This window comes from Aestuariivirga sp., assembly GCF_037139295.1.
Lineage (GTDB): Bacteria > Pseudomonadota > Alphaproteobacteria > Rhizobiales > Aestuariivirgaceae > Aestuariivirga.
Genome location: NZ_JBAXGR010000308.1, coordinates 1 through 1,599, shown reverse-complemented (window position 1 = coordinate 1,599; position 1,599 = coordinate 1). Strand labels below are relative to the sequence as shown.

General features: G+C 65.2%; 1 protein-coding gene. It reads left to right on the top strand.

Annotated features, from left to right (window positions below):
* The first annotated feature begins 123 nt into the window (after positions 1 to 123).
* Positions 124 to 1,599, top strand: coding sequence for an aldehyde dehydrogenase (locus WCJ41_RS22190; RefSeq protein ID WP_336908005.1), 1,476 nt, complete (start codon positions 124 to 126; stop codon positions 1,597 to 1,599).

The following is a 1,599-nucleotide window of genomic DNA, read 5'->3' as shown; positions in this document are numbered from 1 at the left end:
TATGCGGTCGTCCTCCGCGCATTGTAATAGATTTCCGACAGCGTCCGGCGAAAATCTTGCACCATGCCCCCGGGCGGACCGTCACTGTCGAACGACGTCGAAGGAGGCCGACCCATGACCACGCTGCAGCGCTACCAGATGTTCATCGACGGGAAATGGGTCGATGCCGCCGATGGCCGGACCTTCACCTCGATGAACCCTTCGACCGGCGACGACTGGTCTGAGATCCCGGAGGCCACCGCCGCCGACGTGAACCGCGCGGTCGAGGCCGCGCACCGGGCCTTCACGCAAGGCGAATGGGCAGCGGCGCTCCCGACCGCACGCGGCAAATATCTCCGCCGCCTCGCCGATCTGCTTGCCCAAAAGTCCGAGGAGCTCGGCCGCACCGAGACGATCGATACCGGCAAGATGCTGAAGGAGACGCGCTGGCAGGCGAAATACATCGCCGAGTTCTTCCACTTCTATGCCGGTGCTGCCGACAAGGTGATGGGCAACACGCTGCCCATCGACAAGCCGGACATGCTGGCGATGACGCTGCGCGAGCCGCTGGGCGTCGTGGCGGCTGTCGTGCCGTGGAATTCGCAGCTCTTTCTTGTTGCGGTGAAGATCGGGCCGGCGCTGGCGGCGGGCAACACGGTGGTGCTGAAGGCCTCCGAACATGCCTCCGCACCCATGCTGGAATTCGCCAAGCTCATGGAGGAGGCGGGCTTTCCGCCGGGCGTATTCAATGTCGTGACCGGCCATGGCGACCCGTGCGGGCGGGTGCTGACGTCTCACCCCCTCGTGCAGCGCATCAGCTTTACCGGCGGGCCGGAATCGGCGCGCCACATCATCCGCAATTCGGCGGAGAACTTTGCGCAGGTGTCGCTCGAGCTCGGCGGCAAGTCGCCTGTTCTGGTGTTTGACGATGCTGATCTTGAAAGCGCGGTCAACGGCTCGATCTCTGGCATCTTCGGGGCCACAGGCCAGTCCTGCGTGGCGGGCTCGCGCCTCTATCTGCAGGAGAAGGTGGCCGACCAGTTCCTCGACACCATGGTGTCGCGCGCCCGGCAGATCCGCATCGGCGACCCGCTGCTGGAAGAGACCCAGATGGGACCGCTCGCCACCCATGGCCAGCTGGCCCGAATCGAGAAGGAACTGGCCTTCGCGCAGGAGCAGGGCGGAAAGCTGCTGACCGGCGGCCAGCGCCCGCCTGGGCAGAATCGTGGCCTGTTCTACGAGCCCACCATCATCGAATGCCGCAGCCAGCAGGACCGCATCGTCGACACCGAGATGTTCGGGCCGGTGCTGAGCGTGCTGCGCTTCAAGGACGAGGAAGAGGTGCTGCGGCTGGCCAATGACACCAAGCACGGGCTGGCGGCGGGCGTGTTCACGCGCAATGGTGCCCGCGCGCTCAGGGTAACCAAGCAGCTGCGCGCCGGCATCGTGTGGGTGAACACGTATCGCGTCGTCTCGCCCATCGCCGAATTCGGTGGTTTCAAGGAGTCGGGCTATGGCCGCGAGAGCGGCTTCCAGGCGATCTATGATTACACCCGCCCCAAGACGGTGTGGATCAACACCTCGGACGAGCCGCTCGCCAACCCCTTCGTGATGCGCTAG